This is a genomic window from Cognatiluteimonas lumbrici (assembly GCF_006476065.1).
GTDB classification, from domain to species: domain Bacteria; phylum Pseudomonadota; class Gammaproteobacteria; order Xanthomonadales; family Xanthomonadaceae; genus Cognatiluteimonas; species Cognatiluteimonas lumbrici.
Genome location: NZ_ML636798.1, coordinates 1824937 through 1850004 on the forward strand (window position 1 = coordinate 1824937; position 25068 = coordinate 1850004).

Genomic DNA, 25068 nt, shown 5'->3' on the forward strand with positions numbered 1-25068 from the left:
CCGTGCTATTGGTTGCCCCTTCACGCCGGCGCCCACCGGGGCGCTGGCTATACTCGCGGCAATCGAGCCCCCGGAGTCCTGCGTGCCGCCAACGTCGACGACGCATCCGATGCCGCCGCTGGCGATCCGCGCCCACACTGCCACCACCGCGCTCGGTCACGGGCGCGCTGCGCAGCTGTCGGCGTTGCGGGCGCGGCGCGGGGGGCTGCGCCGCAACGATTTCGGCGACGCCGCGCTGGCGACCTGGATCGGGCGCGTGGACGGCGTCGAGGACGCCCCGCTGCCGCCGTCGCTGGCGCAGTGGGAGTGCCGCAACAACCGCCTGGCCTGGCTGGCGCTGCAACAGGACGGCCTGCCCGCGGCGATCGACGCGGCGCGCGAGCGCCATGGCGCCACCCGGGTCGCGATCGTGCTCGGCACTTCGACCTCGAGCATCGGCGCCACCGAGGAGGCCTACGCGCGCGCTGGAGGCGGCGCCTTCCCGCCCGATCTGCAGCGGCCGCAGGTGCACACCCCGCATTCACTGGGAGGCTTCGTGCAGGCGGCGACCGGGCTGCGCGGCCCCTGCGTGACCGTGGCGACCGCGTGCTCGTCGAGCGCCAAGGTGTTCGCCCAGGCGGCCCGGCTGATCAATGCCGGCGTGGTGGATGCGGCGCTGGTCGGCGGCGTGGACACCCTGTGCGGCAGCGTGCTCTACGGCTTCAACTCGCTCGGGCTGGTCTCGGCGCAGCCGTGCCGGCCGTTCGACGCCGCGCGCGACGGGCTGTCGCTCGGCGAGGCCGCCGGCTTCGCGCTGCTCGAGCGCGCCGCGCCGGGCGAGCGCGCGCCGACCCTGCGCGGCTACGGCGAATCCAGCGACGCGCACCACATGTCCACCCCGCATCCGCAGGGGCTGGGCGCCGAACTGGCGATGCGCCAGGCGCTGGCGCGCGCCGGCGTGAAGCCGGGTTCGGTCGGCTACCTCAACCTGCATGGCACCGCCACGCCGGCCAACGACGCGGTCGAGGCCGCGGCGGTCGCGGCGGTGTTCCCGCGCACGCTGCACGCCAGCTCGACCAAGGGCTGGACCGGGCACACCCTGGGCGCGGCCGGCATCGTCGAGTCGGTGTTCGCGCTGCTCGCGCTGGAGCACGGGCTGCTGCCGGGCACGCTCAACAGCAGCACCGCCGACCCGGGCTGCGGCCCGCAGGTGCGCTTCGACAACGATGCGCGGCCGGTGCGCTACGCGATGAACAATTCCTTCGGCTTCGGCGGCAACAACTGCTCGTTGCTGTTCGCGGTGGCGGCATGAACCGGATGGAGGCGATCGCCGCCATGCAACGCGAATGGCGCGAACGCGGACCCGGGCTGGTCGCGGGCATCGCCGGCATCGGCTTCTGGGCCGATGGCCTGACGTCCTGGCAGGCCGCCCGGCGCTTCGTCGGCGAGGGCGCGTTGGAGGACGACGCGCCGAAGCGGCCGTCGCCGCGCCTGCTGCCGCCGAACGAGCGCCGGCGCGCGCCGGATTCGGTGGCGGTGGCGCTGGAGGTGGCGCTCGCGGCGTGCGAGGCCGCCGGGCGCGATCCGGCGCAGCTGGCTTCCGTGTTCGCCTCGACCCACGGCGACCTCGGCATCACCGACTACATCTGCAGCACGCTCGCCAGCGATGCCGCGGCGATGTCGCCCACGCGCTTCCACAATTCGGTGCACAACGCGGCCGCCGGCTACTGGACCATCGGCGCCGGCTGCCACGCCCCGGCCACCGCGATCAGCAGCCATGACGCCAGCTTCGCGCAGGGGCTGCTGGAATCGCTGGTGCAGCTCGCCAGCGGCGAGGATGCCGTGCTGTTGGCCGCATACGACAGTCCCTCTGCGGGTCCGCTGGCGCTGGTCTCGCGCAGCGAAGGCCTGCTCGGCGCCGCGCTGGTGCTGGTGGCGGAGCCCGGCCCGGGGATGCCGCGCTTGCGCGCGACCCTGGTCGAAGGCGCCGCGCCGTCGCCGGAGGGTCCGCTGGCGGAGCGCCTGCGCGGCAACGCGATGGCACCGATGCTGCCCTTGTTCCAGGCGCTCGCCCGCGGCGACGACCTGGTGTCCCTGCACGCAGGCCCGTCGCAATCGTTGCGGGTGGAGATTGCCCATGGATGACCCACGCCACCACGAATCGCGCCAGCTCGAACCGCGCCGGCTCGAGCCGACCGAGATCGCCGTGGTGATCCCGGCCCTCAACGAAGCGCTGCGCATCCGCGGCGTGGTCGAGGGCGCGCTCGCGCAATGCACCCGGGTGATCGTGGTCGACGACGGCTCCGAGGACGACACCGTCGCCCAGCTCGCGGACCTGCCGATCACGCTGCTGCGGCATCCTCGGCGCATGGGCAAGGGCGCGTCGCTGCGCGACGGCTTCCGCGAGGCGCTGCGCCAGGGCGCGCGCGCGGTGCTGACCATGGACGGCGACGGCCAGCACCAGGCCAGCGACATCCCGCGCATGATCGAAGCGGCCAACCGCCACCCGGGCCACATCGTGATCGGCGCGCGCCTGCGCAAGCGTTCGCAGCAGCCGATCCACCGCCGCCTGGCCAACGAGTTCGGCGACTGGGGCATCGCCTGGGGCACCGGCTACCAGGTCGCCGACAGCCAGAGCGGGCAGCGCCTCTACCCGGCACGCGTGGCCGCGCTCGACGACGTGCCCGGCGAGGACTTCGTGTTCGAGGCGCAGATCCTGATCTCGGCGGCGCGGCTGCTGGACACGCGCTGCGTCTCGGTGCCGATCGAGTCGCGCTACAAGTGCGTGCACTCGGACGAGGAGTTCCGCGCCAGCCATTTCCGCCCGCTGCGCGACCTGTGGCGGATCACCAGCCACATCGTGCTGCAGGTGCTGCGCCATGGCCGCCTGGTCGCGGTCTACCGCAGCATCCGCGCCAATCCGCCGCTGGTGCATGACCCGAGCGGAGAGTTCGCCGTTCCCTGCGGGGGCGCGCGCATGCAGCGCGCGGGCTGAACCCCATGCCCGCCCGCGACGTGGTGGTGCTCGGCGGGGGACTTGCCGGGCTCACGCTCGCGTTGCAGCTCAGGCAGCGGGATCCCGCGATCGACGTGCTGGTGCTGGAGCGCAACCCGCACCCGGTGGCCGAGGCCGCGTTCAAGGTCGGCGAATCCACCGTCGAATGCGGTGCGCACTACTTCGCCGACGTGCTCGGGCTGCGCGCGCACCTGGAGCGCGAGCAGCTCGCCAAGTTCGGGCTGCGCTACTTCTTCAACCACCGCAGCGGGGCGCTCGACCGCTGCACCGAGCTCGGCGTCGGCCAGGGCCTGCCGACCGGATCGTTCCAGCTCGACCGCGGCCGCTTCGAGAACTTCCTCGGCGGCCACGCGCTGGAACAGGGCGTGGACTTCCGCGACGGCGCGCGCGTGGTCGGCGTGGACATGGGCAGCGGCGGAGCGCCGCACCGGGTGACCTTCGAGCGCGGCGGCGACACCCACGTCGCCGAGGCGCGCTGGGTGGTGGACGCCTCCGGCCGCGCCGGGCTGCTCAAGCGCAAGCTGGGGCTGGCCGAGCGCAACGGCCATGACGCCAACGCCGCGTGGTGGCGCGTGGACGGCCGGATCGACATCAACGACTGGTCGGACGACCCGGAATGGCTGGCGCGCTGCACGCCGCCGGACCGCTGGCGCTCGACCAACCACCTGTGCGGGCCGGGTTACTGGTTCTGGCTGATTCCTCTCGCGTCCGGGAGCCATTCGCTGGGCATCGTCTGCGACGCGCGCATGCATCCGCTGGAGACGATGAAGACCCACGAACTTGCGATGGCCTGGCTGCGCGACAACCAGCCGCAGGCGGCGGACGCGCTCGAGGCCAGCGGCGCGAAGCTGCAGGACTTCCGCTTCCTGCGCGGGTTCTCGCACGGCTGCCGGCAGGTGTTCTCGAAGGAGCGCTGGGCGCTGACCGGCGAGGCAGGCGCGTTCCTCGACCCGTTCTATTCCCCGGGCAGCGACTTCATCGCGCTCAGCAACACCTACGTCGCCGAGCTGGTGCTGGCCGATCGTGCCGGGGAGCCGTTCGAAGCGTACGCGCCGATCTACGAACAGCTCTACTTCGCCTTCTACGAGAACGCGCTGGCGCTGTACCGCGACCAGTACCCGATCTTCGGCAACGCGCTGGTGATGCCGCTCAAGATCATGTGGGACTACGCGTTCTATTGGTCGCTGCTGGCGCCGGTGTACTTCGGCGGGCGCCAGGCGGTGCTGCCGGTGATGGGCCGGCTGAAGCCGGTGTTCCTGCTCGGCAGCGCGCTCAACGCCGGCATGCAGGCGCTGCTGCGCGACTGGGGGCTGCGCGACGGCCGCGACGCGATGGAGGACGGGCGCTGGCTCGACCAGCACGCGATCGACTGGGCGCGCGGGCTCAACGGCGCCCTGCGCGACGAGCTGGACGACGACGCCTTCATCGAACGCATCCGCGCCAACGTGGCGCGCATGCGCGCGCTGGCCGGCGAGCTGCTGGCGCAGGCGCGCCGGCACCAGCCCGGCATCGCCGACCACGGCCTGGAGGCGATGTGCGACCCGGACGCGGCAGCGGAACCGCTGCTACCTGCCAACTGGACGTTGTAGGAGCGGCGCTGGCGCCGCGACCAGCGGGAGCCGCCATGGCGGCGAGCCTTTCCCCGGCCGCGGCGCAAGCGCCGCTCCTACAGTCAGGGGGTGACCAGGATGGCCACGGCCCGCGCGTGCTTCTGCGTCGGGCTGATGTCCACCCCGACGCCGCCGCCGACGTGGGTGCGCCCGCCGAAGCGCCCGCCGCCCACGCCCACGTTGACGCCGCCGCCGCGGTAGCCGGTGGCGGTGTCGGTGAGCAGCACGCCGTTGGCGCCGAGGCTGGCGGCCTCGCGCCGCAGGTTGGCGATCACCGCGTTGGCCTTGTTCTGCTCGCCGTAGGTGAACGGCCCGCTGGAGGTCTCCAGCAGCGCGATCTCGATGTAGCGCGGCGGTGGCGCGGTGTAGACCTGCACCAGTTCCGGCGAGATCGCCGGGCGCGCCGGCGACAGCATCACGTGCGAGGTGGTGGCGCAGCCCCCGAGCAGGGCGGCGAACAGCAGCAATGGAAGGATCCTGCGCATGCCGCCGACTCTAGGCCCTGCCGGGGCTGGATTGCGTGAACCGTGGCACACCGTCACGCCATGCCGCCGTTCACCCCGATCACCTGGCCGTTCACGTAGCCGGCGGCGTCGGAGCACAGGAAGCCGACCACGGCGGCGACTTCCTCCGGGGTCCCGGCGCGGCCGGCCGGCACCAGCTCGCGGATGCGCGTGGCGTCGAAGGCCTCGTCCGCCATGCCCCCGCCGATCACGCCCGGGGCGACCACGTTGGCGGTGATGCCGCGGCTGGCCATCTCCCGCGCCAGCGAGCGGGTGGCGCCATGCAGCGCCGCCTTGGCCGCGGCGTAGTTGGCCTGCCCGCGGTTGCCGAGCACCGCGGCCACGCTCGAGATGCTGACGATCCGCCCCCAGCGGGCGCGCGCCATCGGCAGCAGCAGCGGCTGGGTGACGTGGAAGAAGCCGTGCAGGGACACGTCCACGACCCGCTTCCAGCGGGCCTCGTCCATCCCGGCCATCGGCGCGTCGTCGTGGATGCCGGCGTTGTTGACCACCACCTGCACCGGCCCGTCCGCGAGCAGCGCCTGCATGGCGGCAGCCGTCGCAGCGGCGTCGGCGACGTCGAACGCGACCGCGTCGGCGGTCCCCCCGGCCTCGCGGATCGCCGCGGCCACCGCTTCGGCGCGGGTCCGGTTGGCGTTGCCGTGCACGACCACGTGGAAACCGTCGGCGGCCAGCCGCCGGCAGATGGCGGCGCCGATCGCCCCGCTGCCCCCGGTGACCAGGGCCCGGCGCGGCTGGGCGGCGGTGTTTCCGTGCGCTCCGTTCATCCCGGCATTATCCCCAACTGGCATGATGGGACGCGCGGCCGGCGCTCCTGCCCGCCGCCCCCACGGAGTCACGATGCCCGCTTCCCTGCTCGATTTCCTCGCCGGCGGCCTGCTGCAGCCAGGCTGGCTTGCGCTTGCCGTCTACCTGCTGGTCGCCACCCAGCTGACCATCTTCACCGTCACCCTGTACCTGCACCGCAGCCAGGCGCACCGTGGCGTCGATTTCCATCCGGCGGTCGCGCACTTCTTCCGCTTCTGGGGCTGGCTGACCACTTCGATGGTCACCCGCGAGTGGGTCGCCATCCACCGCAAGCACCACGCCAAGTGCGAAACCGACGAGGATCCGCACAGCCCGGTGAAGAAGGGCATCGGCACGGTGTTCTGGCGCGGCGTCGAGCTGTACCGCGAAGCGCGCGCCGACCGCGAGTCGATCGAGAAGTACGGCAAGGGCTGCCCGGACGACTGGATCGAGCGCCGCCTGTACACCCCGCACGCGACCATGGGCCCGACCCTGTTGCTGTTCATCAGCTTCGCGCTGTTCGGTTTCGCCGGCGTCGCGGTGTGGGCGATCCAGATGCTGTGGATCCCGTTCTGGGCCGCCGGCGTGGTCAACGGCCTCGGCCACTGGTGGGGCTACCGCAACTTCGTCACCGACGACACCGCCACCAACCTCAGCCCCTGGGGCGTGTGGATCGGCGGCGAGGAGCTGCACAACAACCACCACGCGTTCCCGTCCTCGGCCAAGTTCGCGCTGCGCCGCTTCGAGGTGGACGCCGGCTGGCTGGTGATCCGGGGCCTGCAGAAGCTTGGCCTGGCCAAGGTGCTGCGGGTCGCGCCGACCCTGAACGTGCGCCCCAACATCCGGGTGCCGGACGGCGACACGCTCAAGGCGCTGCTCGCGATCCGCTTCCAGGCGATGACCGACTACCAGCGCAAGGTGCTCAAGCCGGCGCTGCGCGAGGAGGCGGCCGCCGCCGGCGCCAGGCTGCGTGCGCTGCTGCCGCGCAAGCTGCGCAAGGGCCTGGCCGACGACGGCCGTTGGCTGAAGCCCGAGGCGCGCGCCCAGCTCGACGCCTGGGTGCAGCAGCGCCCGCGCATCGGCACGCTGGTCGAATACCGTCGCCGCCTGGCCGCGGTGCTGGAGGCGCGCAGCCACAACGCCAGCGACACCCTGCACGCGCTGCAGGCCTGGTGCCACGAGGCCGAGGCCACCGGCATCCGCGCGCTGCAGGAGTTCTCGGCCCGGCTCAAGGGCTACTCGCTGCAGCCCGCGTAGGAGCGGCGCTTGCGCCGCGACCTCCCCTGGCCTTGGCTCGCGCCGCTGCTGCTGTGCAGTGGCGCCGCCTCGGCGCAGGTCACGGCCACCGCCGACTACCTCGCGCGCATGGACACCGACGGCGACGGCCGCGTGTCGCTGGCCGAATACCAGGCCTGGATGGGCTACGCCTTCACCGCCATGGACCGCGACGGCGACGGCGTGCTGCGCGCGTCGGAACTGCCCGGGGGCCGCGGCGCGGCGATTACCCGGGAGGGGCACCTGGCGCGTCTCGCCGATGCCTTCCGCCGCCAGGACGCGGACGGCGACGGCATGCTCGACGCGCGTGAACTGGCCGCGCCGCCGCGCGAACGCTGATTTCCCCCAAGCCGGGCGATTTCCGACACAATCCTTGCATCCCACGCGAACCCGGGGCGATGCACGCTCACGTCTACAAGAGCCTGAAAAAGGCCGATACCTATGTGTACCTGGCGGCCCGCGACGACTTCGGCCGCCTGCCGGAGCCGCTGCGCACGCAGCTGGGCAAGCTGGAGTTCGTGCTCGAGGTGGAGCTCACCCCCGAGCGCAAGCTCGCGCGCGAGGACCCGGCGGTGGTGCGCGAGAACCTGGCGCTGCGCGGTTTCCACCTGCAGTTCCCGCCGGCCAGCGACACCGACCCGATGAGCGATGACTGGGGGACCGATGCCTGAGGCGCGCAAGGCACCCGGCTGGCCCGCGGCCGCGCTGCTGGCCGCGGGTGCGCTGCTGGTCCTGGCCGCGGGCTTCGGCGGCATCGCCGCGGCCGCTGCCGTGCCGGCGCAGGTGGCGTTCGCGCTCGCCCCGCTGCATTGGCGCCGGCCATGGCGCGGGTTGCTCGACGACTGGCGCGGTCCGCTGGAGCTGCTGTGCCTGTGGGCCGGGAGCGCGCTGCTGTTCGCGCTGCTGATGGCCTGGCCGCTGTCGGCGCTGCTGCAGGGCGGCAGCCTCGGTGCCGCGTTCGCGTCCAGCCTGGTGTTCGGCCTGGCGCTGCTGGCGGCGTGGCGCGCCTGGCCGCTGTGGCAGGGCGTCGAGCGCGATGGCGGCGGACTCGCCGCGCACTGGCGCGCGCTCGCGGGGCTCGACGTCGGGGACTGGCGCGGGCTCGGCGCGGCGCTGGCCGTGACCGCGCTGGCGGCGCTGCCACTTCTGCTGGGTTGGGAGGCACTGCTGCCCGAAGGCGCGCGCTGGGGCGTCGCGGTCGCCGGCGCGCTGCTGTCGCCGCTGTTGCACTGGCAGCTGCGCCGCATTCCCCCGGCGCCGGCGCTGCCGCTGCCGGTGCAGGTGATGGCGGATGACGCCGAAGACACCGAGGTGGATGCAGCCGCCGGCATGCTGCTGGAGGACGGGCAGGATCCGGTCGCCGCGCTGTACGAGGCCGCGCGTACCGGCCGCGTCGAGCGCGCGCTCGCGCTGCTGGAGGCCGGCGCCGATCCGAAGGTCCCGCCACCGCCCGGCGACCGCGACCAGCGCAGCCTGCCGGTGCTGGCCGCGGTGCTGCCCGACCTGCGCCTGCTGCGCGCCCTGATCGCGCGTGGCGTCGACCTGGGCGCGGCGCACGCCGGCCTGACCCCGCTGCTGGCCGCGACCCGCGATAGCTGGCATGGTCGCCCGGAGGCGGTGATGACCCTGCTCGCCAACGGCGCCGACCCGCGCGCGCGTGACCAGGACGGCAACACGCCGCTGCACCACGCCGCGCGCAGTTCCGATCCCGGCGTCGCCGCGCTGCTGCGCGATGCCGCGGCGGAACTGGAAGCGATCAACGACGAAGGGCTGACCCCGCTCGGCGTCGCCTGCGCGGCCGGCAACTGGCGGCTGGCGCGCTTCCTGCTCGAGCGCGGCGCGAAGCCCGAGGCCGAGGGCGCGACGCCGGCGCTGCTCGCCGCCGCCGCGAGCGACGAGGACGAGGCCGCCGGCGTGCAACTGCTGCTCAAGCACAAGGCGAAGGTGGATGCGCGCGACGCGCGCGGCCGCACCGCGCTGCACGAGGCGGCGATCGCGGGCAACATCGAGGTGGCACGCGCGCTGCTCGAGCGCGGCGCCGACACCGCCGCGGTGGACGAGGAGGGCCTGCGCGCCGTGGACCACGCCGCGCAGGCGCGGCGCTGGCCGCTGGTGGCGCTGCTGGATCCGTCGTATCCGCTCCCGGTGGCAGGCGCGACCGACGCACTCGACGGAGAGGCCGGCGACGGGCAGGACGGGGCCGCGCCGGAGGAGGCCGCGGCCGACGAGCCCGATCCGCGCGAAGCCCTGCGCGAGGCCCTGCGCGCCGGCCGCTTCGAGCACGGCAACGCGGTGCTGGCGCGACTGCTCTCGCCGGCGGAACTTGGCGAGTTGCTGCTCGACGAGGACGCGCAACCGTCGGTGGAGCGCATCCGCTGGCTGCTCGATCGCAGCGCCGACCCGGAAGCCCGGGTGCATGGCGGGCACAACGCGATGACCGCGCTGCTGGAGCGCGGGCCGGACGCGGCGCCTGCGATCCGGCTGCTGCTCGATCGCGCGGTGCCGCCTTCCGGGCCCGGCGGGCTGGCGCGTTTCATGGACGCCTGCCTGCGCGGCGACCCGGCGGCGCGCATGCTCGAACCGATGGCGCTGGAGCTGCTCGATCGCGGCGCCGACCCGCTCGGCGCGTCGCCCACCGGCGACCCGGTGCTCGCGCTGGCCGTGCGGCTGGGCTGGATGCGGCTGGCCGCGCGGCTGCTCGCCGCCGGCGCCGACCATGGTGCCCGCGACAGCCACGGCATGACCGCGCTGCACCTGGCGGCCGCGCTCGGGCGCGAGCCCGCGGTGCGCCTGCTGGTGCTGCACGGCGCCTCGCCGGAAGTGCGCGCAGCCGATGGCCAGACGCCGCTCGGCGTGGCCCTGTCCAGCGGCCGCCGCGACATCGTCGAGTGGCTGGAATGGCGCGGCTGGCGCCTGCCCGGGCGCGCGCTGCAGGCGACCGACCTGCCGGCGGCGGCGATCGTCGGCGACGCGGGGGCGGTGCGCAAGCTGGTGGATTTCGGCTTCGACGTGGATACCCCCGATGCCCAAGGCTGCACCGCGTTGCTGCGCGCCGCCGGCGGCGGCCACCGCGCGGTGGTCGAACTGCTGCTCGAGCGCAAGGCCGATCCGCAACGCGCCGCGCACACCGGCGCCACCCCGCTGTCGGCGGCGGTGAGCATGCGCCAGGGCGACATCGTCGAACGCCTGCTGCAGGCCGGCGCCGGCCTGGAGCAGCGGCTGCCCGGCGACGTCACCGTGCTGATGCTGGCGGCCGCGCTCGGCCTGCCGGACCTGTGCGCGCGCCTGCTGCAGGCCGGCGCCAACGTGCACGCGACCGACGCGCAGGGGCTGACGCCGCTGCATTGCGCGGTGCTGTTCGGGTTCACCGCGCGCGAGCGGCCGCGGCTGCTTGCGCTGCTCGACACCCTGCTGCTGGCCGGCGCCGATGCCGACGCCAGCGCCGCCGGCGGCGTCTCCCCGCTGCTGCTGCTGCTCGGCGCGCGCGCCGAGCCCGGCACCGCCTGCGACGAGGAAGTGCTGCTGACCGCGCTCGAGCGCCTGCTCGACGAGGAGGTGGCGCTGGACGTGCAGGATCCGCGCGGCTTCGGCCCGCTGCACCTGGCGGCGCTGCACGGCCTGCTGCGGGTCACCCAGCGGCTGCTGCGCGCCGGCTGCAACCCCGACCTGCGCGACAACCTCAACCGCAGCCCGCGCGAGATCGCGGTCATGCGCGGCTTCGTGGACGTGGCCGCCGAGTACGCGCCCGGCAGCACCGGCGTGTCGATGGCGCGCTTCCTGCGCGAGCCCCGCTAGCCCCCTTCCGGATCCTTCGGCGCGACGATCCCGCCGAGCACGCCCTCGCCGCGGTCGGCGGCGAACAGCTGCTCCAATTCCCTGCGCGCGTCCTGCGAGGTCTGGATCAAGGCCGCCTCGTCGTCGTTGACCGCGTACTGCGCGCGCAGCAGCTTCTCGTCGTGCTCGCGGAAGCGCTCGGCGCGGCGTGCCGCGACCTCCGCCGGCGCGCCCAGCGCCACCAGCACGCGCTCGCCCATCTTCAGGCTCGAGTGGAAAGTCTCGCGCACGACTTCCGCGCCGAGGTCCATCAGCTCCCAGGCATGGCGGCGGTTGCGGGCGCGCGCAAACACCAGCGTGTCCGGATAGGTCCGCCGGATCGTGCGCACCGCGTCCAGGCTCGACTGCATGTCGTCGATCGCGATCACGAACACGCGCACGTGGGCGGCGCCGGCCGCGCGCAGCAGCGCCGGCTGCGCCGGGTCGCCGTAGTAGATCGGGTTGCCGAAGCGACGCATGAACTCGACCTGTTCCGGACTGTTCTCGATCGCGACGAAGCGGATGCCCTGGGCGCCGAGCAGGCGCGCCACGATCTGCCCGAAGCGGCCGAAGCCGGCGACCAGCACCTGCGGGTGCTGGTCCGGGATGTCGTCGAACGGGCGCGCTTCGCGTCGCCCGGGCGATTCGCGCAGCAGCCGGGTCATCGCGATCAGCAGTAGCGGCGTCAGCGCCATGGTGACGCCGACCACCGCGACCAGGCGATCCCGCAGCACGCCATCGATCAAACCGGCCCGCAGCGCCTCGCCGAACACCACGAACGCGAACTCGCCCCCCAGCGCCAGCACGCTGCCCAGCAGCAGCGCGCCGCGCGCGTCCAGGCGGCCGGGACGAAGCCCGAGCAGGAACAGGATCGCGAACTTCACCGCCAACAGGCCCAGCACGCCGGCCTCGATCAGCAGCGGCTCGCGCACCACCCGCGCGAGGTCGATGCTCATGCCCACCGCCATGAAGAACAGCCCCAGCAGCAGGCCCTGGAACGGCTCGACCTGGGCTTCGATCTCGTGCCGGAACTCGGACTCCGCGAGCAGCACGCCGGCCAGGAACGCGCCCAGGCCCATGCTCAACCCGGCGAGCTGCATCAGCCAGGCGCTGCCGAGCACCACCAGCAGCGCGGTCGCGGTGAACACCTCCGGCATGCGCGTGCGCGCGACGATCCGGAACACGTGGCGCAGCAGCACGCGGCCGCCGAGCACCAGCGCCGCGATGGCCGCGACCGCCTTCAGCACCGCCAGCCACAGCGGCTGCACGGCGCCGGCGTCCACGGCGTGGCCGAGCAGCGGGATCAGCGCGAGCAGCGGGATCGCCGCGAGGTCCTGGAACAGCAGGATCGCGAAGGCCAGGCGCCCGTGCTCGCTGGCCAGCGCCTTGCGCTCGGCGAGCAGTTGCAGTCCGATCGCGGTGGACGCGAACGCGAGTCCCGAGCCGACCACCAGCGCCGCCCGCCAGTCCAGCCCGAGCGCCATCGCGACCCCGCCGAGCACGAGCGCGGTGAGCCCCATCTGCAGGCCGCCCACCCCGAACACCGGCCGGCGCATCACCCGCAGCCGCGCCGGCGAGAGCTCGAGGCCGATCACGAACAGCAGCAGCACGATCCCGATCTCGCTGGCAGCCAGCACCGGCTCCGCGTTCCGGACCACGCGCAGGCCGTGCGGCCCCAGCACCACGCCCGCCGCCAGGTAGCCCAGCACCGCGCCGAGGCCGAAGCGCTTGAACACCGGCACCGCCACCACCGCGGCGAGCAGGAACACCAGCGCGAGTTCGAGTCCGCCTTCGTGCATCCGGGCCTCCGCCGGGGATTATGCGCCAGCCCGGCGGTGCCCCCGGGAGCGGCTGTTATGCTTCGGACACACGCAGTCCATGGAGAGGGAGAGCGCCATGAATCGATTCGCGATGCTGCTGGCGGCGTTGCTGCTGCCGCTGGCCGCCCACGCCGGTGACAGCGGCGACACCCAGGTGCAGTTCGAGCGCAATGTCAGCGGCCAGATCGAGATTGCCCCCGACGGCAGCGTGAGCGACTACAGCCTGGACTCGGAGCTGGGGCTGCCGGAGGTGACGGCCGCGCTGCACGAGCAGATCGGCGAGTGGCGGTTCGAACCGATCCTGGTGGACGGCAAGCCGGTGGCCGCGCAGGCCAACATGAACGTGCAGCTCGCGCTGGTGCCGCTCGACGACGAGCGGATGGCGTTCCGCATCGAGCGCGTGGCCTTCGGTTCGCCGGGACGCACGGCCCGCATGGCGCCGCCGCGCTATCCGGACTCGGCCCTGCGCGAGCGCGTCGCCGGCAAGGTGACGCTGGTGCTGAAGCTCGACGACGACGGCGGCGTCGAGCGGGTGCACGTGGAGCGGGTCGACCTGGAGCGCAGCACCCAGTCCGAGAGCCGCAAGGAGCACTGGCGCGAGGTGTTCGCCGCCGCCGCGACGCGGGCTGCGCGGAAATGGCGCTTCGAGCCCGGCGCAAGGCTCGGTGGCGAACCGCTGGCCAGCTCGATCCGCGTGCCCGTCGAGTTCGTGATCAACACCGGGGTGGCCGCCGCCGACCGCTGGCGCGCCTACGAACCCGGCCCGTACCAGCCGGCGCCGTGGGCCAGGCCGGACGCCGATGCCGCGGCCCACATCGCCGGCCTCAAGGACGGCGACGTGCAGCCGCTGGACTCGCCGTTCCGGTTGCTCGAGGACGTGGTCGGCTCGTTCCTGTAGCCGCGCGGCCCACGGCCGCACGAAGAAAAAGGGCGCCCCGCGGGGCGCCCTTTTTCGTCAAGGCTTTCGTCAGCGCTTCATCGAAGCGAAGAATTCGTCGTTCGACTTCGTGCTCTTCATCTTGTCGAGCAGGAACTCCATCGCGCCGATCTCGTCCATGCCGTGCAGCAGCTTGCGCAGGATCCAGATCTTCTGCAGCAGCTCCGGCTCGATCAGCAGGTCCTCGCGGCGGGTGCCCGAGCGGTTGATGTCGATCGCCGGGTACACGCGCTTCTCGGCGATGCGGCGGTTCAGGTGCACCTCGGAGTTGCCGGTGCCCTTGAACTCCTCGTAGATCACCTCGTCCATCTTGCTGCCGGTGTCGACCAGCGCGGTGGCGATGATGGTCAGCGAACCGCCTTCCTCGACGTTGCGCGCGGCACCGAAGAAGCGCTTCGGGCGGTGCAGCGCGTTGGCGTCCACGCCGCCGGTCAGCACCTTGCCGGAGCTCGGCACCACGTTGTTGTAGGCGCGGGCCAGGCGGGTGATCGAGTCGAGCAGGATCACCACGTCCTTCTTGTGCTCGACCAGGCGCTTGGCGCGCTCGATCACCATCTCGGCGACCTGCACGTGGCGCGCGGCCGGCTCGTCGAACGTGGACGAGATCACCTCGCCGCGCACGGTGCGCTGCATGTCGGTGACTTCCTCCGGGCGCTCGTCGATCAGCAGCACGATCAGGTGCACGTCCGGATGGTTGGTCGTGATCGCGGTGGCGACCTGCTGCATCATCATGGTCTTGCCGGCCTTCGGCGGCGAGACGATCAGCGCGCGCTGGCCCTTGCCCTGCGGCGCCATCAGGTCGAGGATGCGGCCGGTGATGTCCTCGGTCGAGCCGTCGCCGCGCTCCAGGCGGAAGCGCTTGCGCGGGAACAGCGGGGTCAGGTTCTCGAACAGGACCTTGTTCTTGGAGGCCTCGATCGGCTCGCCGTTGATCTCGTCGACCACGTTGAGCGCGAAGTAGCGCTCGCCGTCCTTGGGCCAGCGGATGCGGCCGGACAGGTGGTCGCCGGTGCGCAGGTTGAAGCGGCGGATCTGCGAGGGCGAGATGTAGGTGTCGTCGGGGCCGGCCAGGTAGCTGGCCTCGGCCGCGCGCAGGAAGCCGAAGCCGTCGGGCAGGATTTCCAGCACGCCGTCGGCGGCGACGCCCTCGGGGGTGCGGGTCAGCACCTTGAGCAGGGCGAAGATCACGTCCTGCTTGCGGGCGCGGGCCACGGTCTCGGAGATGCCGAGCTGCTCGGCGATGTCGAGCAGCTTCTGCGCCGGCATCCGCTTCAGGTCGCCCAGCGAGTACTGCGGGAAACCCTCGGGGATGTTGGCCATCGGCCGGCTCTGTTGCGGCTCGTTGCCGTTGTCGTCGCGCGGCAGGCCGTCGTCGCGGCCGCGGTCGCGGTTGCGGTCGCGGCGGTTGCGGAAGCGGTCGCGGCGGTTGCCGTGGCGTCCCCCATCGCGCTGCTGGTCGCGGCCCTCGCGCTGGTTGCCGCGCGCGTTGCCGTCGTCGCCGTCGCCGCCCTGGGGCTGCGCGGACTCCTGCTGGGAGGCCGGGGCGGCGGAGGCCGGCTCGGCGGCAGGCTTCTGCTCAGCGGCGGCTTCGCCACGGGCGGATTCGTTCTGGGTGGTGCCGGCGTCGGCCTTGGCGGCGCGCTTGCGCACGCGCTTTTCGGCGGTCCCGCCGGTGTCGCTCCCCTCGGGAGCGGTGGTGGTGTCGGACAAGTGCGATTCCTCGCTCGGATGCGAGCGCCCGGGATGCGGGCGGGGAAGGGAATGGAGCAGGGACGGGGTGCGGCAGCAGGGCGGCCGGAGGCGCGCCGGGGTGCCGGCCCGCCAAAACTAGCACCGCGCCGGCCGGGGAGCAACCGGCGGCGCGGCGGCGGTTCAGGCGTTCAGAGCGCCTTGTCGATCATCTGGCTGAGCTGGGCCTTGCCGACGGCGCCGATCTGGGTGGCCTGGACCTGGCCGTCCTTGAACAGCAGCAGCATCGGGATCGAGCGCACGTGGTACTTCATCGCGGTGTTGCGGTTCTGGTCGATGTCCACCTTCACCACCTTGGCCTTGCCGGCGTAGTCGCGGGCCAGCTCGTCCAGCGCCGGCGCGATCATCTTGCAGGGGCCGCACCACTGCGCCCAGAAGTCGACCAGCACCGGTTCCCCGGACTGCAGGACCGTGCTGTCGAAATCGGCGTCGGTGGCGTGGATGACGGTGTCGTTCATGGGGGCTCCTCGGGGAAACAGGGCGGTCGGCCGCGGAGATCGCGGCGGTTGCTGGTAGACTGGGGCGTTTTCCCGCGGGACCAGGGCGCTTCGCGCGTCCCCCGGGCGCCTGACGGCAGTCTGCTTCCACGAAGCCCCCCGCGCAAGCGCGACCGCGCGCCGCGCCATCCAATACGGAACCTGCATTCCCCCGCATGACCGACAAGCCCCTGACCGATATCGCCTTTTCGTCCTTCGAGCTGCACCCGGACCTGCTGTCCGGGCTCGAGGGCGCCGGCTTCACCCGCTGCACGCCGATCCAGGCGCTGACCCTCCCGATCACCATCGCCGGCCGCGACGTCGCCGGCCAGGCCCAGACCGGCACCGGCAAGACCCTGGCGTTCCTGGTCACGGTGGTGAACCGCCTGCTGACGCGCCCGGCGCTGGCCGAGCGCAAGCCGGAGGACCCGCGCGCGCTGATCCTGGCGCCGACCCGCGAGCTGGCGATCCAGATCCACAAGGACGCGATGAAGTTCGCCTCCGACCTCGGCCTCAAGTTCGCCCTGGTCTACGGCGGCGTGGACTACGACAAGCAGCGCAGCCAGTTGCAGGCCGGCGCCGACGTGATCATCGCCACCCCCGGGCGCCTGATCGACTACGTGAAGCAGCACCGGGTGGTCAGCCTGCATGCCTGCGAGGTGTGCGTGCTGGACGAGGCCGACCGCATGTTCGACCTCGGCTTCATCAAGGACATCCGTTTCCTGTTGCGGCGCATGCCGGCGCGCACCGAGCGCCAGACCCTGCTGTTCTCGGCCACCCTCAGCCACCGCGTGCTCGAGCTCGCCTACGAGCACATGAACGAGCCCGAGAAGGTGGTGGTGGAGAGCGAGTACATCACCAACGCCAAGGTCCGCCAGCGCATGTACCTGCCGGCCGACGACGAGAAGCTGCCGCTGCTGCTGGGCCTGCTCTCGCGCAGCGAGGGCGCGCGCACCATGGTGTTCGTCAACACCAAGGCGTTCGTCGAGCGCGTGGCGCGCGCGCTGGAGCGCGCCGGCTACCGGGTCGGCGTGCTCTCCGGCGACGTGCCTCAGAAGAAGCGCGAGACCCTGTTGAAGAAGTTCCAGGCCGGCCAGCTCGAGATCCTGGTCGCCACCGACGTCGCCGCGCGCGGCCTGCACATCGACGGCGTGCAGTACGTCTACAACTACGACCTGCCGTTCGACGCCGAGGACTACGTGCACCGCATCGGCCGCACCGCGCGGCTGGGCGCCGAGGGCGACGCGATCAGCTTCGCCTGCGAGCGTTACGCGATGTCGCTGCCGGACATCGAGGCCTACATCGAGCAGAAGATCCCGGTCGAGCCGGTGACCGCGGAACTGCTGGTGGCCCTGCCGCGCGCACCCCGCGAGCGCACGCCCGACGAGGACGGCGAGAGCGTGGGCGAGATCTTCCGCGAGGCGCGCGAGCAGCGCGCGGCCGAGGAGGAGCGCCGTGGCGGCGGCCGTCGCGGTGGCGGCCCGCGCCGCGAAGGCGGCGAGCGCGGCGAGCGCGGCCCGCGCACGCGCCGGCGCCAGCCGGCCGCGGCCGAGGGTGCCGCCGGCGAGGCGGGCGCGGCGCCCGCGCCGGCCCGGCCCGAAGCGGCCGCCGCGACGCCCGCGACCCCGGCTGCCGAAGGCGAGCGTCCCGCGCGCAAGCGCCGCCGCCGCCGCCGCGGCAAGCGCGTCGAGGGTGGCGAGGCGAACGTGCAGTCGAATGGCCAGTCGAATGGCCAGCCGCAGGCGGCACGCCAGCAGGGCGACGCGCGTCCCGCGCAGCAGCCGCGCCCCCCGCGCCAGCGCAAGCAGGCGCCCGCCCGCCCGAAGCCGCCGGAAGCGCCCGCGCCCTCTTCGCCGTCGCTGCTGACCCGGATCGGCCGCGGCCTCAAGTCGCTGGTCACCCGCGCGCCCCGCTCGCAACACTGAGCGGGGGCGCAGGGCTAGAATCGCCGCATGGCGGTCCTGCGCTTCGACAACGTCAGCAAGCAATACCCCGGGGGGCATGTCGCGCTGGCGGAGGTCAGTTTCGAAGTGCAACCGGGCGAAATGCTGTTCGTCACCGGCCACTCCGGCGCCGGCAAGAGCACGCTGCTCAAGCTGATCCACCTGGCCGAGCGCCCGACCCGCGGCGCCGTGCTCTTCGCCGACCGCAACCTGCTGAAGGTGCGCGGCCGCCGGGTGCCGATGCACCGGCGCGAGGTCGGCGTGGTGTTCCAGGACCACCGCCTGCTGTCCGACCGCAGCGTGTTCGACAACGTCGCGCTGCCGCTGGTGCTGCGCGGCGTGAAGCGCGGCGAGATCGGCAAGCGCGTGCGCTCGGTGCTCGAGCGCCTGGGCCTGGCCGAGCGCGAGCGCGCGCTGCCGACCCAGCTCTCGGCCGGTGAACAGCAGCGCGTCGGCATCGCCCGCGCGGTGGTCGGCGAGCCGCGGCTGCTGGTGGCCGACGAGCCGACCGGCAACCTCGACCCGGGGTTGTCCGCGGAAATCATGGCGCTGTTCGCGGCCTTGCCCGAGCGCGGCACCAGCGTGCTGGTGGCCAGCCACGACCTCGGCCTGGTGAAGCGCATGAAGAAGCGCGTGCTGGTGCTCGAGCAGGGCCAGCTGGTGGACGACATCGCGCCCGAGGACCTGGCGGATGAGTAGCAGGAGCGGGAACGGGGAACAGGGAACGGGGAACGGTGGGGGCGCCCGGCGGTCGGGGGTGGGCGCGTGGCTGGACCACCACGCGTACAGCTTCACCGCGAGCCTCGGGCGCATGCTCGGCAAGCCTTGGGCCACGGTGCTGACCGTCGGGGTGATGGCGGTGGCTCTGGCGTTGCCGCTCGGGCTGTGGCTGGTACTGGCGAACATGGCGCGGCTGTCCGGCGAGGTGCAGCAGTCGCGCGAGATCAGCGTGTTCCTGCAGCACGACGTGGATGCCGCTCGTGCGCAGGCGCTCGCGGACGAGCTGCGTGGCCGCGACGACGTGGCGTCGGTGGAACTGCGCACGCCGCAGCAGGGCGTCGAGCAGTTGCGCGCCGCCGGCCTCGGCGATGCGCTCGACGCGCTCGACCAGAACCCGCTGCCGAGCGTGCTGGTGGTCGGCCCGCGCGGCGACGAAGCCCTGCTCGCCGATTCGCTGGCGCAGCTTCCCGAGGCCGAACTGGTGCAGCACGACGCGGTCTGGCGCCAGCGCCTGGACGGCTGGCTGCGCTTCGGCAACCGCGTCGCGCTGGTGCTGGCGCTGCTGCTCGGGCTCGGCGCGCTGCTGGTGGTGGGCAACACCGTGCGCCTGGACATCCAGTCGCGGCGCGAGGAGATCGGGGTGCTGCAGCACCTCGGTGCGACCGACGGCTTCATCCGGCGCCCGTTCCTGTACCTGGGCGCGTGGTACGGCGTCGCCGCCGGCGTGATCGCGATCGCGTTGCTCACCGCAGCGGCGCTGGCGCTGCGCGCGCCGCTGGCCGAACTCGCCGCGAGCTACGGCAGCAATTTCGCGCTCGGTGGCTTCGATGCGTCCACCGCGCTCGCCGTCGTCGCCGGCGCGGCCTTGCTTGGCTGGCTCGGGGCCGGCATCGTGACCGGGCACTACCTGCGCCAGACCCGACCGACCGAGACCTGATGGAAGCCCACGCCGACGCAGCCGATACCCTCCGCCACGTGGTCAGCGACGCCCCGCGGGTGATGGTGGTTGACGGGTCCCGGCTGGTGCGCAAGCTGATCGGCGACGTGCTGCTGAGGGAGCTCCCGGGCGCGCAGGTGCTGTCCTGCGGCGGCCTCGCGGAGGCGCGCGAGATGCTCGCCGAGGGCCCCGTGGACCTGGTGACGACCTCACTGCTGTTGCCCGACGGCGACGGTACCGCGCTGGCGCATGCGGTGCGCGAGGCGGCGGGGCAGAGCTACGTGCCGGTGATCGTGGTCTCCGGCGACGTGCAGTCGCGGCTGGAGGCGCGCAGCCTCAACGACGACATCACCGACTATTTCGACAAGTCGCTCGGGCACCAGGCGCTGGCCGCGTTCATCCGCGGCTACGTGCAGCCCGAGCCGGTGCCCGGCGCGCGCGTGCTCTACGTGGAGGACAGCCGCGTGGTCGCCGCCGCGACCAAGCGCATGCTCGAGCGCCAGGAGCTCGAGGTGCTGCACTTCACCGACGCCGAGGGCGCGCTCGACTACCTGAGCGGGGCGCACGCCCGCGGCGCGGTCGGCACCGACATCGTGCTCACCGACGTCTACCTCAAGGGCGAGCTCAGCGGCCGCGACCTGCTGGCCCAGGTGCGCGGACCGCTCGGCTTCGGCAAGCGCGCGCTGCCGGTGCTGGTGATGACCGGCGACGACAACCGCGAGAAGCAGTCCGAACTCCTGCGGGAAGGCGCCAACGACCTCGTGCTCAAGCCGATCGAGGAACGCCTGCTGGTGACCAAGGTGTTGTTCCAGCTGCGCGTGTCGCGGTTGCCGGAGCAGCGCGACTTCGCCGGCTGAGCCATGGCCGACGACCGCATCCGGCTGGAGCCCTCGTGGAAGGCGCGGGTGGGCGACTACCTGCAGGGTCCGGAGATGCAGCAACTGGCCGGGTTCCTGCGCGAGCGCAAGGCCGCCGGCGCGCGCATCTACCCGCCCGGCCCGCAGATCTTCGGCGCGCTCGACGCCACCCCGTTCGACGCCACCAAGGTCGTGATCCTCGGCCAGGATCCCTACCACGGCGCGGGCCAGGCCCACGGGCTGTGCTTCTCGGTGCGGCCCGGGGTGCCGGTGCCGCCGTCGCTGCAGAACATCTACAAGGAGCTGCAGCGCGACCTCGGGATCGCGCCGCCCGGCCACGGCTGCCTGCTGCCCTGGGCCAGCCAGGGGGTACTGTTGCTGAACGCCGTCCTGACCGTGGAGGACGGCCGCGCCGGCGCCCACGCCGGCAAGGGCTGGGAGGGCTTCACCGACCGCGTGGTCGAGGCCCTGGCCGAGGAGCGCGAGGGCCTGGTGTTCCTGCTCTGGGGCAGCTACGCGCAGAAGAAGGGCGCCCGCATCGACCCCCGGCGGCACCGGGTCCTGCGGGCCCCGCACCCCTCGCCGCTGTCCGCCCACCGCGGATTCATCGGCTGCGGGCACTTCTCGGCGGCCAACGCCTGGCTGGCGCGCCGGGGCGAAGCCCCGATCGACTGGGCCCTGCCCCCGGCGGGGGCCCTTGAAGCTTGACCCGGGCGCCCCCAGTCCGTTGTTCCATGGGCGAAACGGCGGGAACCATTTCCGTTGCCCTCTGTCCAACAAGGCCACGGTAGAATCAAGCACATGAGCGAAACCTCCATGTCCCAGGCCCTGGTCGCGAACAACCTGCCGATCCCCGGTGCGATCGGCTCGCTGGACGCCTACATCGGCGCGGTGTACCGGATCCCGGTGCTCTCGGCCGAGGACGAGCAGGCGCTGGCGCGCCGTTACCGCGACGAGGACGACCTCGACGCGGCGCGCGAGCTGGTGATGTCGCACCTGCGTTTCGTGGTCCATGTCGCGCGCGGCTACAACGGCTACGGCCTGCCGCTCGGCGACCTGATCCAGGAAGGCAACATCGGCCTGATGAAGGCGGTCAAGCGCTTCGACCCGGATGTCGGCGTGCGCCTGGTCAGCTTCGCGGTGCACTGGATCCGCGCCGAGATGCACGAGTTCATCCTGCGCAACTGGCGCATCGTCAAGGTCGCCACCACCAAGGCGCAGCGCAAGCTGTTCTTCAACCTGCGCAAGAGCAAGCAGCGGCTGGGCTGGCTCAACGCGGAAGAGGTGCGCGCGGTCGCCGCCGACCTCAACGTCTCCGAGCGCGAGGTGATGGAGATGGAGTCGCGCCTGTCCGGCCGCGACATCGGCTTCGACATGACCGCCGACGACAGCGACGACCACGCGCCGCCGGCACCGGCCGCGTACCTGGTCGCGCCGGAGGAGGATCCGTCGCAGGCCTACGAGCGCACCGACCACGAAGAGAACCAGCTCGAACTGCTGCGCGACGGACTGCGCGCGCTCGACGAGCGCTCGCGCGACATCATCCGCCGCCGCTGGCTCGACGCCGACAACAAGGCGACCCTGCAGGAGCTGGCCGACGAGTACGGCGTGAGCGCCGAGCGCATCCGCCAGATCGAGGCCAACGCGCTGAAGAAGATGAAGGCCCTGTTCGCAGCCTGATCCGCAAGAACCGGATATCGCGCTAGCCGCGCCGCGCGCACCCTGTGTCCATCCACTGATGGACACGGCCATGGACTACCTCGTCAGCGGGTTGCCGCCCGGACCCTTCCTTCCCCTGTTCGCACTCGACGACGAAGCGCTGCGCGCGCGCGGCGCCTCCCGCGTCGTGGCCGATGCCAGCCCGGGCTATCCCTGCCGCGTGACCCTCGAGGACGCCGCGCCCGGCGAGACCCTGCTGTTGCTGCACTGGCCGCACCTCGACGTGGCGACGCCCTACCGTTCGGGCGGCCCGATCTTCGTGCGCGAGGCGGCGACCCGTGCGGCGGTGTTCCGCAACCGGGTGCCGGAGCAGCAGCGCAGCCGCCTGCTGTCGGTGCGCGCCTACGACGCCGGCGGCTGGATGCGCGATGCCGAAGTCGACGAGGGCACGCGCCTGGAGGCATTGATCGAGCGTTTCTTCGCCGACCCCGAGGTCGCGTTCCTGCACGTGCACAACGCGCGTCGCGGCTGCTACGCGTGCCGCGTGGACCGCGCCGCGTAGAGCCCCGCTCCCGCGCTCAGTAGAGGTCCACCGGGTCCACGTCGAGCGACCAGCGCACCTTGCGCGCCTCCTTCGAGTCGCGGATCGCGGGCAGCGCCGCGTCGAGGGCGGCGTGCAGCGCGGGGCGCGAGGACGAGGACAGCAGCAGCTGCGCGCGCTGGTAGCCGGCGCGTCGCGGCATCGGCGCCGGCAACGGGCCCTGCACCGCGACCTCGCCGTCGCGCAGCAGGGCCTTGGCCGCATGCAGGAACTGCATCGGCGGGTCGGCGTGCTTGCCCTCGGCGCGCAGCAGCGCGAGATGCGCGAACGGCGGGAAGCCGGCGGCCTCGCGCTGCGCCAGTTCGGCCTCGGCGAACGCGTGGTAGCCGCCGTGCACCAGCACCTGCAGCAACGGGTGCTCGGGGTGGTGGGTCTGCAGCAGGACCTCGCCGGCGCGCTCGGCGCGCCCGGCGCGTCCGGCCACCTGCACCAGCAGTTGTGCCAGCTTCTCTCCGGCGCGGAAGTCGGCCGAGAACAGGCCCTCGTCGATGCCGGCGACCGCCACCAGCGTAAGGTTGGGCAGGTCGTGGCCCTTGGCCAGCATCTGCGTGCCGACCAGGATTCCAGGGCGGTCGCCGAGCCCGGCCAGCAGCGTCTCCATGGCGTCGCGCTTGCCGGTGCTGCCGCGGTCCACGCGCAGCACCGGCACGTCCGGGAAGCGCTCGGCCAGCAGTTCCTCCATGCGCTCGGTGCCCGCACCCTGCGGCTGCAGCGCGAGGCCGCCGCAGTCCGGGCAGGCCGGCGGCACCGCCTGACGCGCGCCGCAGTGGTGGCACTGCAGGCGGCGGCCACCGGCGTGCACGGTCATCGCGGTCGGCTTCTCTTCGGTGCTGCAGCGCCGGCAATGCGCGCTCCAGCCGCAGTCGTGGCACAGCAGCACCGGGGCGTAGCCGCGGCGGTTGCGGAACACCAGCACCTGGCCGCCGGCATCGAGCGCGGCGCGCACCGCGTCGAGCAGGCGCGGCGACAGGCCAGCCTGCAGCGGCAGCTTGCGCACGTCCATCACCCGCACCGGTGCGGGCTTCGCGGCCCCGGCCCGGTGCGGCAGCCGCAGGTGGGCGTAGCGGCCCTGGCGCGCGTTGTGCAGCGATTCCAGCGAGGGCGTGGCGCTGCCCAGTAGCACCGGGACCCCGAGCGCCTTGCCGCGCACCAGCGCGAAATCGCGCGCGTGGTAGCGGATGCCGTCGAACTGCTTGTAGCTGCCGTCGTGCTCCTCGTCCACGACCAGCAGCCCGGCCTCGGGGAGGGGCGTGAACACGGCCGAGCGCGTGCCCACCACCACCCGCGCCACTCCGCCGCGCGCCGCCGCCCAGACGCGCGCGCGCTCGCCATCGGGGAGCCCCGAATGCAGCGCGTGCACCTCGACCCCGAGCCGCGCGCGGAAGCGCGCCAGCAGCTGCGGGGTCAGGCCGATTTCGGGCACCAGCACCAGCGCCTGGCGGCCGCGCGCCAGGCAGTCGGCGATCGCGTGCAGGTAGACCTCGGTCTTGCCGCTGCCGGTGACGCCGTCGAGCAGCAGCGGCGCGAAGCCGCCGGCGGCGGCCAGCACCGCCTCGATCGCGCGTTGCTGGTCCGGGTTGGGGACCGGTGCCGCTACCTGTTCCACGGGTTCGACCGGGGCTGCGCAGCGTCGCCGCCGCGGCCTGGCATCGGCCGCTGGCACGGGCTTGCCGCGGCGCAGCGCCGCCGGCAAGGCCGTGGCCAGGACCTCGCCCAGCGGCGCGTGCAGGTAGCGCGCCAGCCAGCGCAGCGAGGCCAGCAGTTCCCCGTCCAGCAGCGGCGCATCGTCGAGCAGTTCGGAGACCCTGCGCAGTTCGCCCGCGCGCAGGGCCACGTCCGCCGGCCCGCCGAGGCCGGCCACCACCCCGACCTTCTCGCCGTTCCCGAACGGCACCCGCACGCGCCGGCCGACCAGGCCGGGGTCGGCGCGGACGGCATCGGGCAGGGCGTAGTCGAACAGCTGCGGCAGCGGAAGCGGCAACGCAACCTGGCAGGTCGGAAGCATCGGCAAGAGTCTAGCGGGCCGTCGCGAGCGCCGGTCGCGGGGTGTGACTTGCGTTCAACTCTTGCCGTCTCCGACTAGGAGAATGCCGCAAACGCCTGTCCGCCAAAGGCTTTTGTCCTTATCCACACAGCATGTGGATAACCCTGTGCATGTCCGGCACCGTTCAGTCTGCAAACAGCTTTGTTCCCGCACGAAAGTGAAGATGGCGAAAAAATTACCATTCGATCAAAGTGCAATAGAATCAATGGCTTGCGCGTGGAACATGGTGAAGGCCGGTCGCCGGCGACAGGGTGAACGATTCGTCTACGGAGCCGCGTTACTGCTGTGCACAACCATTCTGGCGCGGATCCGCGTCAAACCG

The 25068-nt window shown here is 72.8% G+C and carries 21 protein-coding genes and 1 pseudogene; 16 read left to right on the top strand and 6 right to left on the bottom strand.

Translation table 11 applies throughout. The features are described 5' to 3' along the window. Nucleotides 1–109: 109 nt before the first annotated feature. The 4 genes from E4F25_RS08845 to E4F25_RS08860 are packed head-to-tail and all read left to right on the top strand — an operon-like array spanning nucleotide 110 to nucleotide 4584. Nucleotides 110–1291, top strand: a complete 1182-nt coding sequence (locus E4F25_RS08845; protein WP_140910397.1) for a beta-ketoacyl-[acyl-carrier-protein] synthase family protein — start codon at nucleotides 110–112, stop codon at nucleotides 1289–1291. Further along, entirely contained in the window at nucleotides 1288–2124 is an 837-nt protein-coding gene (locus tag E4F25_RS08850; RefSeq protein ID WP_246069831.1) for a beta-ketoacyl synthase chain length factor, read from the top strand. The genes E4F25_RS08845 and E4F25_RS08850 overlap by 4 nt, the downstream gene beginning before the upstream one ends. Next, nucleotides 2117–2974: a glycosyltransferase family 2 protein gene (locus E4F25_RS08855; protein WP_140909782.1), complete on the top strand. Its 858-nt coding sequence runs from the start codon at nucleotides 2117–2119 to the stop codon at nucleotides 2972–2974. Before E4F25_RS08850 ends, E4F25_RS08855 begins: the two co-directional genes overlap by 8 nt. Nucleotides 2975–2979: 5 nt before the next feature. Further along, nucleotides 2980–4584, top strand: a complete 1605-nt coding sequence (locus tag E4F25_RS08860; RefSeq protein ID WP_140909783.1) for an NAD(P)/FAD-dependent oxidoreductase — start codon at nucleotides 2980–2982, stop codon at nucleotides 4582–4584. An 83-nt stretch (nucleotides 4585–4667) separates the two neighbouring features. On the opposite strand, the gene E4F25_RS08865 is transcribed toward E4F25_RS08860, so the two are convergent. Then, nucleotides 4668–5090, bottom strand: a complete 423-nt coding sequence (locus E4F25_RS08865) for a hypothetical protein (RefSeq protein WP_140909784.1) — start codon at nucleotides 5088–5090, stop codon at nucleotides 4668–4670. A gap of 53 nt (nucleotides 5091–5143) precedes the next feature. Then, nucleotides 5144–5896 (bottom strand): 3-oxoacyl-ACP reductase FabG, encoded by a 753-nt coding sequence (fabG, locus tag E4F25_RS08870; protein WP_140909785.1) that lies wholly within the window; start codon nucleotides 5894–5896, stop codon nucleotides 5144–5146. Nucleotides 5897–5969: 73 nt separating this feature from the next. On the opposite strand from fabG, the gene E4F25_RS08875 reads away from it, so the two are divergent. The 4 genes from E4F25_RS08875 to E4F25_RS08890 are packed head-to-tail and all read left to right on the top strand — an operon-like array spanning nucleotide 5970 to nucleotide 10985. Then, a complete protein-coding gene (locus E4F25_RS08875; protein WP_140909786.1) occupies nucleotides 5970–7172 on the top strand; it encodes a DesA family fatty acid desaturase in 1203 nt (400 codons plus the stop codon). 9 nt (nucleotides 7173–7181) lie between these two features. Further along, the gene (locus E4F25_RS08880) at nucleotides 7182–7529 is read left to right on the top strand and encodes an EF-hand domain-containing protein (RefSeq protein ID WP_246069833.1); all 348 of its coding nucleotides are present in this window, start codon (nucleotides 7182–7184) and stop codon (nucleotides 7527–7529) included. A gap of 59 nt (nucleotides 7530–7588) precedes the next feature. Then, nucleotides 7589–7861 carry a YcgL domain-containing protein gene (locus E4F25_RS08885; RefSeq protein ID WP_140909787.1) on the top strand — a complete coding sequence of 91 codons (273 nt, stop codon included), beginning with the start codon at nucleotides 7589–7591 and terminating at the stop codon, nucleotides 7859–7861. Then, nucleotides 7854–10985, top strand: coding sequence for an ankyrin repeat domain-containing protein (locus tag E4F25_RS08890; protein ID WP_140909788.1), 3132 nt, complete (start codon nucleotides 7854–7856; stop codon nucleotides 10983–10985). Before E4F25_RS08885 ends, E4F25_RS08890 begins: the two co-directional genes overlap by 8 nt. Here E4F25_RS08890 and E4F25_RS08895 read toward each other — a convergent pair. Next, entirely contained in the window at nucleotides 10982–12802 is a 1821-nt protein-coding gene (locus E4F25_RS08895) for a monovalent cation:proton antiporter-2 (CPA2) family protein (protein ID WP_140909789.1), read from the bottom strand. The genes E4F25_RS08890 and E4F25_RS08895 overlap by 4 nt on opposite strands. A gap of 97 nt (nucleotides 12803–12899) precedes the next feature. On the opposite strand from E4F25_RS08895, the gene E4F25_RS08900 reads away from it, so the two are divergent. Continuing rightward, the gene (locus E4F25_RS08900; RefSeq protein WP_181168249.1) at nucleotides 12900–13721 is read left to right on the top strand and encodes a TonB family protein; all 822 of its coding nucleotides are present in this window, start codon (nucleotides 12900–12902) and stop codon (nucleotides 13719–13721) included. A gap of 69 nt (nucleotides 13722–13790) precedes the next feature. Here the strand turns inward: E4F25_RS08900 and rho are convergent. Beyond that, a pseudogene (gene rho / locus E4F25_RS08905) lies at nucleotides 13791–15278 on the bottom strand (transcription termination factor Rho); the annotation flags it as partial. Between the two features lie 362 nt (nucleotides 15279–15640). Further along, nucleotides 15641–15967 (bottom strand): thioredoxin TrxA, encoded by a 327-nt coding sequence (gene trxA / locus E4F25_RS08910; protein ID WP_140909792.1) that lies wholly within the window; start codon nucleotides 15965–15967, stop codon nucleotides 15641–15643. 194 nt (nucleotides 15968–16161) lie between these two features. Between trxA and rhlB the strand changes: the two genes are divergently transcribed. From rhlB to E4F25_RS08945, 7 genes are all read left to right on the top strand, one after another. Then, the gene (gene rhlB / locus E4F25_RS08915) at nucleotides 16162–17910 is read left to right on the top strand and encodes an ATP-dependent RNA helicase RhlB (protein WP_140909793.1); all 1749 of its coding nucleotides are present in this window, start codon (nucleotides 16162–16164) and stop codon (nucleotides 17908–17910) included. Nucleotides 17911–17937: 27 nt separating this feature from the next. Continuing rightward, nucleotides 17938–18627 (top strand): cell division ATP-binding protein FtsE, encoded by a 690-nt coding sequence (gene ftsE / locus E4F25_RS08920; RefSeq protein ID WP_140909794.1) that lies wholly within the window; start codon nucleotides 17938–17940, stop codon nucleotides 18625–18627. Continuing rightward, on the top strand, nucleotides 18620–19585 hold the full coding sequence (gene ftsX, locus E4F25_RS08925; RefSeq protein WP_140909795.1) for a permease-like cell division protein FtsX: 966 nt from the start codon (nucleotides 18620–18622) through the stop codon (nucleotides 19583–19585). Before ftsE ends, ftsX begins: the two co-directional genes overlap by 8 nt. After that, nucleotides 19585–20442 (top strand): response regulator, encoded by an 858-nt coding sequence (locus E4F25_RS08930; RefSeq protein ID WP_140909796.1) that lies wholly within the window; start codon nucleotides 19585–19587, stop codon nucleotides 20440–20442. Before ftsX ends, E4F25_RS08930 begins: the two co-directional genes overlap by 1 nt. Before the next feature lie 3 nt (nucleotides 20443–20445). After that, nucleotides 20446–21150 (top strand): uracil-DNA glycosylase, encoded by a 705-nt coding sequence (ung, locus tag E4F25_RS08935; RefSeq protein ID WP_140909797.1) that lies wholly within the window; start codon nucleotides 20446–20448, stop codon nucleotides 21148–21150. Between the two features lie 93 nt (nucleotides 21151–21243). Beyond that, nucleotides 21244–22122 (top strand): RNA polymerase sigma factor RpoH, encoded by an 879-nt coding sequence (gene rpoH, locus E4F25_RS08940; protein ID WP_140909798.1) that lies wholly within the window; start codon nucleotides 21244–21246, stop codon nucleotides 22120–22122. Nucleotides 22123–22180: 58 nt separating this feature from the next. After that, nucleotides 22181–22663, top strand: a complete 483-nt coding sequence (locus tag E4F25_RS08945) for a DUF1203 domain-containing protein (RefSeq protein WP_246069835.1) — start codon at nucleotides 22181–22183, stop codon at nucleotides 22661–22663. Between the two features lie 16 nt (nucleotides 22664–22679). Here the strand turns inward: E4F25_RS08945 and E4F25_RS08950 are convergent, their stop codons facing one another. After that, the gene (locus tag E4F25_RS08950; RefSeq protein ID WP_140909799.1) at nucleotides 22680–24707 is read right to left on the bottom strand and encodes a primosomal protein N'; all 2028 of its coding nucleotides are present in this window, start codon (nucleotides 24705–24707) and stop codon (nucleotides 22680–22682) included. Between the last annotated feature and the right edge of the window lie 361 nt (nucleotides 24708–25068).